This is a genomic window from Microcoleus sp. MOSTC5, from assembly GCF_036701825.1.
Classification (GTDB): domain Bacteria; phylum Cyanobacteriota; class Cyanobacteriia; order Cyanobacteriales; family Microcoleaceae; genus Microcoleus; species Microcoleus asticus.
Window position 1 is genome coordinate 95,417 of record NZ_JAUBRK010000025.1, and the last position, 9,532, is coordinate 104,948.

7 protein-coding genes and 1 pseudogene are annotated in these 9,532 nt (G+C 46.0%); 3 read left to right on the forward strand and 5 right to left on the reverse strand.

The window, feature by feature from the left end:
* Nucleotides 1-85 precede the first annotated feature (85 nt).
* Nucleotides 86-2,647, reverse strand: a complete 2,562-nt coding sequence (priA, locus tag QUA54_RS15920) for a primosomal protein N' (RefSeq protein WP_333415385.1) — start codon at nt 2,645-2,647, stop codon at nt 86-88.
* A gap of 79 nt (nt 2,648-2,726) precedes the next feature.
* The gene (locus QUA54_RS15925; protein ID WP_333415386.1) at nt 2,727-3,797 is read right to left on the reverse strand and encodes an ATP-binding protein; all 1,071 of its coding nucleotides are present in this window, start codon (nt 3,795-3,797) and stop codon (nt 2,727-2,729) included.
* A 614-nt stretch (nt 3,798-4,411) separates the two neighbouring features.
* Between QUA54_RS15925 and QUA54_RS15930 the strand changes: the two genes are divergently transcribed.
* Nucleotides 4,412-5,356 (forward strand): fused MFS/spermidine synthase, encoded by a 945-nt coding sequence (locus tag QUA54_RS15930; protein ID WP_333415387.1) that lies wholly within the window; start codon nt 4,412-4,414, stop codon nt 5,354-5,356.
* Between the two features lie 39 nt (nt 5,357-5,395).
* Nucleotides 5,396-5,566, forward strand: a complete 171-nt coding sequence (locus QUA54_RS15935) for a YqaE/Pmp3 family membrane protein (protein WP_172186266.1) — start codon at nt 5,396-5,398, stop codon at nt 5,564-5,566.
* A 156-nt stretch (nt 5,567-5,722) separates the two neighbouring features.
* Here the strand turns inward: QUA54_RS15935 and QUA54_RS15940 are convergent, their stop codons facing one another.
* Complete coding sequence (locus tag QUA54_RS15940) at nt 5,723-7,009, reverse strand: lipid-A-disaccharide synthase (protein WP_333415388.1); 1,287 nt, start codon at nt 7,007-7,009, stop codon at nt 5,723-5,725.
* A gap of 36 nt (nt 7,010-7,045) precedes the next feature.
* Between QUA54_RS15940 and QUA54_RS15945 the strand changes: the two genes are divergently transcribed.
* A complete protein-coding gene (locus tag QUA54_RS15945; protein ID WP_333415389.1) occupies nt 7,046-7,522 on the forward strand; it encodes an ankyrin repeat domain-containing protein in 477 nt (158 codons plus the stop codon).
* Between the two features lie 105 nt (nt 7,523-7,627).
* Here QUA54_RS15945 and QUA54_RS15950 read toward each other — a convergent pair.
* Nucleotides 7,628-8,695: pseudogene (locus QUA54_RS15950) on the reverse strand (calcium-binding protein).
* Between the two features lie 208 nt (nt 8,696-8,903).
* Nucleotides 8,904-9,374 (reverse strand): hypothetical protein, encoded by a 471-nt coding sequence (locus tag QUA54_RS15955; protein ID WP_333415390.1) that lies wholly within the window; start codon nt 9,372-9,374, stop codon nt 8,904-8,906.
* Nucleotides 9,375-9,532: the final 158 nt, after the last annotated feature.

The window sequence follows — 9,532 nt, forward strand, 5'->3', positions numbered from 1 at the left end:
TGAGAGGGCGGGTTTATTATATTGTTGGTTTCCGACATAGATGGTTGGTGAAACCCGCCCCTACAAAGGCTTGTAGCCCCACCAATCAACCAAAATTCAACGGATCGACATCAATAGTTAAACTAACAGAACGCGGCGTGCGATCGCGCAATCCGATCAAATCCGACAAATCCACCGACTCATCCAAAGGCAACTTCAGCAAAATCTGCCACCGATAGCGATTTTCCACCCGCATAATCGCCGCAGGTGCAGGCCCCAACAACTCACAGCCCGGTACAGACAATCGCTGAATATACTCCTGACAAACAGACGCCAATTGTACCGCCGTCACCTCAACTTCCGCCGCATCTACACTGCTCAACCGCAACAACACCAGCCGCCCCGAAGGTGGATAATTCAGCGCCGCTCTTTCTGCTAATTCTGTTTCCACAAAACCCGCATATTCGTATCGCCTAACTGCTTGAATAACCCGGTGTTCGGGAGTGTAAGTTTGAATAATTACCCGCCCCGGATCGTCGCCTCTGCCTGCACGGCCCGCGACTTGAGTTAATGTTTGAAAAGCTCGTTCGCTTGCCCGATAATCCGATAAGTTCAGCAACCCGTCAGCAGACACAACTCCCACCAATGTGACTCCAGCTAAATCTAACCCTTTCGTCAGCATTTGCGTACCCAACAAAATGTCAGCTTCCCCATTGGCAAATTGCGTTAACAATCTGCGGTGGTCGCCTTTATTTCTAGTCGTATCACTGTCAAACCGAATTGCCCGCAATTCTGGAAACAATCTCGTTAATTCCTGTTCGACTCGCTGAGTACCGCTGCCAAAGTTTTTGAAGTAAGGAGAACTGCATTCCGGGCAGTTTTGGGGGTGTCGTTCCGTGTGGTTGCAGTGGTGACAGCGCAATATTTCTGCTGTTCCTTCGCCGGCGTGATGATAACACAGGGAAACATCGCAGTTCGGGCATTCCATCACATAGCCGCAACTTCGACAAGAGACAAAGGTACTGTGTCCTCTTCTGTGAATAAACAGGATACCTTGCTGTTGTCTTGCTTGCAATTGTTCCAGGGCATTTTGCAGGGAAGTGCTGAAAATAGAGCGGTTTCCTTGCCGCAATTCTTGGCGCATATCGACTATTTCCACAGGCGGCATCGGGCGGGAATAAATGCGATCGGGCAATGATAAATAATGGATATTTGGTAACGAGCAATAATCTCGGCGCGTCCCCACAAAAGTCTCTAAAGCTGGCGTTGCGGAACCTAAAATTAAGGGACAATTTTCTAATTCGGCGCGCCATTTGGCAACGGTGCGGGCGTGGTAGCAGGGGGCTGGGTCGTCTTGTTTGAAGCTGCTGTCGTGTTCTTCATCGAGGATAATTAAGCCGAGGTGACGTAAAGGCGCAAAAATGGCCGATCGCGTGCCGATGACAATTTGCGGGGTTCCAGTCAGCATCTGACGCCATGTATCGTAACGTTCGCCCTCGGATAGGGCGCTGTGGTACACCCAAATTTGCTCGCCAAAACGGGCGCGGAATCGATCGGTAAGTTGTGGTGTCAAACCGATTTCGGGAACGAGTACGAGGGCGGATTTGCCGCTGGCTAAGATTGGGGCGATCGCCTGCAAATACACTTCGGTTTTCCCGGAACCTGTAACGCCGTGCAACAGCACTTGACGAAATCCCGAAAAAGAGTTAATAAACGCTAAAGCTTCAGCCTGAAAATGAGTTAAAGTCTTCGGTGAATCGGGAAATTGAGCAATTCCGCGATCGGCCATGAGCTCTTCCCTTTGATCGATAACAACGCTACCTTTTTGCTCCAAAGCTTTGACTACCGAAGAACTCGCGCTGCAATTTTTCAGCAAATCTTTCAGCCACATTTCACCGCCACCGCGCCGCAAAACTTCCAATACTTCTTGTTGCCGCTGGGTTAAATCTGTGAGAAATGCGCTAGCAATTAATGTGACTGCGGGTTTTAGTTTTGGTTTGGGAAGATTGGGATGTTCTAAATAACTTTCTACCCAACCGCGTTTCAATAAATCTTGCAATCCCCGATAACTTCCCTTGACTTGTCGCCGGAGGTATTGCCAACTGTAATCGCCGTTTTTTTGAGCTTGCAGCAATTGCAAAATTTGACTGGCGGCGGGATTGAGAAATGTTTCGGCATTCGGAGAAATAGCGTCCTTAATTAAGCGAATTCGGCGCACGGAACGCCTTAACAAACCGGGCGGCAGCGAGGCTTTAATTACTTGAATTAAAGGTGTGCAATAATAGCTGGCAGTGCGCTCGATCAATTCCGAGTAAGTAGGCGGGAAAAAGCCCGTACAGACAACATCTTCGACATCTTTAACCCGCGCCGGATCTAAGTCGGGTGGCAGTTGAGAAATGAACCGAATCGCGATCGCCCCTAGCTGTTGACTGTCAAAGGGTACACTCAAAATATCTCCTGGTTGCACGCTAAGTTCCGCAGGCAAGCGATAGATAAATAACTTATTTTCCTCCCAGGGGGAGTCCCCCGCAACCGTGAAAGGAGGGTTCACCAATACCTCGATCCACTCTGCTTGCACGGTGGGGCGCTGGGGCGGTTCGCTGCTGCCGTAGGATACCCCGGCCTCTGCCGCTATAGGGGTTGACAAACCAAAAGTGACAGTAGACATAGGGTTGCACATCAAACTAGGAGGAGCCGCGGTCAAAGGGAGTTTTCATTATCCCTCAGTTTAGCTCGATCGATCGATCTTAGCTGCGGGAATTGGCGATCGGAATTTCGATCGCCAATTCAGTCCCTTCTCCAATTGCGGATATGCACTCCAACCTCCCGCCGTGTTTGTCCACAACAATTTGATAGCTAATTGACAGTCCCAAACCCGTCCCTTGACCGACTGGTTTGGTGGTAAAAAACGGATCGAAAATTTTCATTTTTACAGCTTCATTCATTCCCAAACCATTATCTTTGATGCTAATTCTAGCCCATTTTTCCGAAAGAAGAGAAGTAGTAATTACAATATGGCTTGGCTTGGCTTCTATTTCGCCTAGGGAACGCTTTTTGTCTCGCTCCCGCAGGGCATCAACAGCATTATTAATGATGTTCATAAATACCTGATTTAATTGCCCCGGATAACATTCTATTTTTGGTAAATCTCCATACTCTTTAACAATTTTTATAGCTGGGTTGCCAGGTTTTTCTTTAGTTAAGTGCTGCAAAATTACCAAGGTGCTGTCAATTCCTTCGTGAATGTTAACTGGTTTCTTTTCAGCTTCATCTACCCGAGCAAAGTTGCGTAAAGTCAACACAATTTCGCGGATGCGCTCGGAGCCAACTTTCATTGACGAAAGAGTTTTTAACAAATCTTCGCGCAGAAAGTTGAGGTCAATTTTTTCAAGAAAATCTTCAATCTCTGCATCTGTTTCAGGATACCGATCCTGGTACATTGCGAGCAATTTTAAAATGTCGCCAGCGTAGTCATTGACATAGGTAATATTGCCGTAAATAAAGTTGACAGGATTGTTGATTTCGTGGGCGATACCAGCTACCAAAATTCCCAAAGCAGACATTTTTTCGGCTTCGATCAATTTGATCTGCATTGTTTGCTGGTTTTCCAGAGCTTTTTGTAGTGTAGACATTTTTGCTTTTAAAATATTTTCGGAATCTCTAAATTCCTCAGTGACTATTTTTAGCAAAGATTCTTTTTTTTGATTAATGGTTTCTAATTGGCTGCGTTCGGTTTCCGAAGTTTCGAGTTTTTCCCGCAGGATGCGATTTTCCTTTTCCAGCTCTTTGATTCTGTTTTCCCAGTCTGTTGGTTCCATCGGCTATTATTTTGAACCTAAAAAAAATAGTGTCATAACAGTTTTATAAATAAATCTAATTGCACCCTTTACCTAGTTAGAATCTCGACGCCCATCACCTCGGTAAATTTGTCCGCAAGTTTTAACACTTCCTTTATTTTGCTCGATCTAAAAATCTTATCTAAGATATATTCACAATGTCAAGTTATTAATAATAAATCTGGTTAAGACCGATCGCAACTTTTCTTCTCCGCACTCGGACTTGCGGGGTTTTCATCCGATTATTGATAAATAAGCAGGCCGATCGCAAACTTATAAAGGCGGGCTGAACGCGAAAAATTGCCCGATTCGGACAACATTTGTACAAAACTCCCCGGCTTTGCTGGGGAAAATATTAAATGTGACTGCGACCGACCGGGGGCGACTGAAAAAGTACGATCGACTGGGCGCGCGATCGGGCAAGCAATCTCAAGTACCAAGCCAATAGCGCTCTCCCAGAACGCCATCCCACTATACCATTGCTGAGAAATCTGAATCCCATGTGTCGATCGTACTCACACAGCAGCACCATTTTGTGCTAAGAACTACTACTTGTGACAACATCCACACAGCAGTTTATATTTGGAGAGTAATTGATGTCAGGTAGCGAAGTTCGTGCAGACTTTTGGATGAGCGAGTACATAACCCCTTGGGATATTTACGTTCACGGCATCATCGGCGTGCTCGCTTACAAGAAAACAGCCTATCAAGAAATGTACGTAGTTCAGACCGGTACCTACGGCAAAGGCTTAGTTCTCGACGGCAAATGGCAATCTTGTACAGGCGACGAGTTTCTGTACCACGAACCCCTGGTACACCCAGCCATGATTTGTCACGGTTCCCCCAAAAAAGTGCTAGTTCTCGGCGGCGGAGAAGGAGCTACAATTAGAGAAGTGCTGCGCTGGAAAACAGTTGAAAAAGTCGTAATGATCGATATTGACGGCGAAGTAGTAGAAGCTTGCCGCGAACACCTGCCAGAAATGCACCAAAACGCCTTTGACGACCCCCGCTGCGAAGTAGTAATCGGCGATGCTTTGGACTATTTAGACAACACAGACAAAGATTGGGATATTGTCATTTCTGACTTGTCCGATCCCATTGAAGAAGGCCCATCTTTCCAGTTGTTTACCAAGGAATATTTTGAGAAAGTTCGCAGCGTAATGTCGCCTGACGGGTATTTCGTAGTGCAAGCGGGGCCAGTTTCTCCGGCCGAAATGAAAATGCACGCTCGCATTGTCAATACCCTGAAATCGGTTTTCCCCAACGTTCAATCCTGCACCAGCTTTATTTCTACTTACGGAGCTCCTTGGGGTTTTGCGGTAGCTTCTACTCAAGAAATAAATACGCGGCCAGAACCTGAAGTGACTGACAAATTACTCGCCGAGAAAACAACTGGCGGGTTGCGGATGTTCGACGGGATTACAATGTTGGGGTTGATGCAAGTTCCCGGTCACTTACGGCAGGTAATCGCCGCTGAAACCGAAGTTTACACTATCGCAGCACCACCTAAGTTTTTCGGGAAAGGCTCTGTCGGTCAGTGAAGTTAAATTGGAAGAGAAAAGTAGTTTGGAGTAACTGAGATGGACAATTTAATTCGCATAGTCGCTGCCATTTTTCTTCCCCCGTTGGGCGTATTTTTGACTGTTGGCATCGGTACTGATTTTTGGATCAACCTGGTTCTCACGTTTTTGGGCTTTATTCCCGGGATCATTCACGCTGTTTGGGTCATTGCTAAGCACGATCGACCTTAAGTTGAGGCAAAATCCAGTTTTTGGATAATAAACAGGCTAGAGAGAATTTATTTTCTTTCGCCTGTTTTCACCCATTAATCTGTATTAAATCTGCGTTCATCCGCGTACCCTTCCCGAAGGCGAAGCGCCTACATCTGCGGTTAGAAATAAAAAAATCTAATTCTTCTCAGAACGAGATTGCACCTCAATTTCTTCACACACCAATTCAGCAATTTTTTTCGCCGCCCCCGATTCTCCTCGAACCGCACGCAAGCGATCGCCCATTTGTGCTAATTTTTCAGGATGGCTCAAATAGTCGATCGCCAATTGAGCTATTACTTCCGGTTCCAGCTTCCCAATTAACTCCGGCACAATCTCTTCCTGTGCCCAAATATTCGGCCAAGCATAAAGCTTTCCCTTTCCCAATTGCCAGATTAGCCAATTAATCGCCGTCGCAAAAACTGAACCGACTAACGGCAAATTTGCCAGCAATCCCGGCAATCCGTCCCAAGCTTTCATCGCATCCAATTGCTGCGTCGGAATCAAAACAATCATCGGTACAGCTAACGAACCCAATTCGGCAGTATTCGCTCCCACAGTAGTTAAACAAAGGCTGCATTCTGATAGCAAATCGTAGGCGGGCGTCTGCGTCCAAAGTTCTACTTGCAAGTTATTTGCTGTCTGCAAAAACGGCCGTTCTGTTAACTGAAGTTCGGCGCTAGCGTTCTCAAATAAATGCAGGCAAGGATTTTGTTTGGGGTCGGCAAAACGTGCTAGAGTTTGCAGATCTAAGGTAGGAGCAACGGGAATTACAAAGCGAGTTTGAGGGCGGATGCGATGGATGGATTGGGCGATCGACAAACATAACGGTACACCTAAAGCTAATTTGGCGGCTTTAGAACCGGGTAACAATCCAATTAATTCTATTTTTGTACGAGGCAGAGCCTCTGGATATGCGTTTCCAGGCACAGCCTGGGAACGAGCTACTTCCGCAATTAAATCTCCTACCACTGTAAATTTATTAGCATATTTTTCGGGAATTTTAGCAAAAACTTCAGGTTTCATTGCCGCAAATTTATCAATCCAGCGATACCACCGCGCGTCCCATTCAGCATAAATAACAGTGCGATATTTTAGCCTTTTGCCAATCACAACTGTAAAAAATTGATCGCCGCCTAAAAACAAAACAACTCCTGTTTCATACCAATCCCAGTTTTCCGCAGTTTTGCCCGATAATAAGAATGGAAAAAAATGCTCGGGCGCCTGTACTCTGTCCACTTCTGGGTAGGAAGATGCGATTTGTGCTTCTTTCCCGGTGGCGTGCGGACAGGGGGACAGCACCACAGAGATGCGCGCTTGAGTGCCCGCGTTTCGCAATTGCTCGCGCAAAGCTTGCACGGCGGGACGCACCCAAGTTGCCAATTCTCCGGGGCCGTTGGAGAGGATTAAAATATCTACTGCCATAGGACTTAATATTTGAGAGGATGCAAGGGAGATTTTATGACAGATTTAATTAATGCCGTCAAGACGGGTGATGTTGCGGCTGTAGAAAGTGCGATCGAACAGCGTGCAGATATCAATGCCAAAGATGAGCAAGGTGAGACGGCTTTGACGGCTGCGGCTGAGGCTGGCAATTCTGCGATCGTCAAAAAATTGCTGGCTGCAGGTGCGGAGGCAAACAGTCAAGATAATGACGGGTGGACGCCGTTAATGAGTGCCGCTGCTGCGGGACATAGCGAGATTGTACAGCTTTTGCTGGAGGCGGGGGCGGATGTGAATGCTAAAACTAATTTTGGTTTGACGGCTTTGATGAGTGCTGCAGGTAGCGGGCGCACTCAAGTTGTGGAATTTTTAATCGATAAAGGAGCTGATATCAAAGCTAAGGATAATAATACTTGGACTGCGTTAATTTGGGCGTCTTCTGAGGGTCACAAAGATGCGGTTGAGGTTTTGAAGCTAGCGCGCGATCGCCATTAAAGACTTAGAAACCGGGTTTATTCGAGAAACCCGGTTTCTGGAGGGTACAATTAATTATCGTACTCCCAGCAGCGATCGGGCAAATCCTGAATATCTTCGAGATTTCTATCCAATTGAAAATGTATAAGTTCCAAATAATGATAATTGATTCAAGGTCAGATTTCCGCCGCCCTCAATAACAGCGATCGTGTCAAAGTTACTGATTGATGGCACTCCATTTCTAGGGTTACTAAAGCCCTTCGTTTGGATAGCTAAATCTCGACCATTGTTAATGGGGAACACCGAGAATATATCTAAGTAAGACTCTGATTGTGCGATAGCTCCTGCTAGCTGAATAGTATCCTGACCTTGAGTAAAGTTCCGAATTGTAGCAAAACCCGGCCCGATCTAAAACTGTGTCGATCCTAGTGGCGTCCCCCTACTGGTTATGTTCTCCTCACCAAGCGCAAATGTATCGCGGCCGCTACCGCCAATGAGAATATCGAATTCATTGCTGCCGTCACTTTCATACTCTCGACCGCTTCCAAAGCCATTACCTGTACCTAAACCTACTTCAACTGCAATTAATTCAACTTTCCCCACCCCGGAACCGGTGAGGATGTCATTCCCAGAACTTCCGACAAAAGTCGCAGACCGGCTTGGCTCGTTTTTCCCAAAATTGAAGTAGTGTTCCCGACCGGTTTTCAAGGCTCCCGATTCGACAAACGGCCGAACATCGGGATTTTTTTGTAAGTATTCTGTTTCAAAAAATGAAGTCCCAAACTGACCGTCTTTGATGCCGAATTGAATGAAGTGCTGGTAGCCATTTTTAAAAGTTCCATTCTGAATAAACGGCTGCAACTGTCGGTTATTTGCTACATAAAACGCTTCGTCATACTCAGGCGATACGCGAGTGCGACCTTCTTCGTAACCGTATTGAATAAAGTGGTCTAGCCCGGTTGCAAAAGGGGCGTTTGGGTTGTTGGGGGTGCGGACTAAGGCAGCGATGTCTGGGTTGCCAGCGAGGTAAGTAGCTTCGTCAAAATACCGCGATACTTTGGTCAGGCCGCCGGCTTGACCGAACTTTTCAAAGTGTTCTCTGCCGGATTTTATAATTCCTGCATCAATGGCTGGTTTGACCCAAGGATATTGGGCCAGGTAGTATGGTTCGTCAAAAATGTCATAATTTGTCATAATTATTGCTCCAAGCTTAGTCTGCTTACTTGTCGGTTAAACTTGACCCACTATAACTAACTCTACGAAATCACTATGTCAAGTTAATTATTGTTAAGCCTTTTTTATTATTTTTATGGCAAACACAACAGTGCGATCGCCCTTTTTGCGAATGTGCGATCGCACTCCCCAGTAGCAATCAGGCAAATCCCCAATAGCTTCTAGATTTCTACCCAAGTGAAAATCTAGTAACTCTAGATTCTGGTAATAAATTCAAGTTGAGATTTCCGCCATCTTCAATAACAGCGATAGTGTCAAACGGAGCCGTTCCGGGAACAGCGAGGAGTGAAGCTTTGTATTGGATAGCTAAATCTCGATTGTTGTTGATGGGCAATATCAAGTATTGATCTGAGAAAGGTAAAAACGCATCTCCTAGCACGATGCTATCCTGACCTTTTGTAAAGTTCCGAATTGTCGCAAAACCCGGCCCAATATAGAATATTTCGGTTCCGGGCGCAGAACTTTTACCGCCTTCTATAAGGTCTCCGAGTACGAATATATCGCGGCCGCTACCGCCAATGAGAGTATCGAATTCATTGCTGCCGTCACCTTCATACACTCGGCCTTCGCCAAAGCCATTACCTGTACGTAAACCTACTTCAGTTCCAATTAATTCGACATTTCCTAAGCTGTTCAGCATCTAAAACGCATATAGCATAGTATAATATGCTGATATTTAGAAAAAATCAATGCCTACTAAAAACTTCCTCAGTTGCCAGAAAAAAGAAAGTCTACAACAAGCATTAAAAGAGCATGAGCATCCAGATATTCGGCAAAGAGCCTTGATTTTTTTGTTAC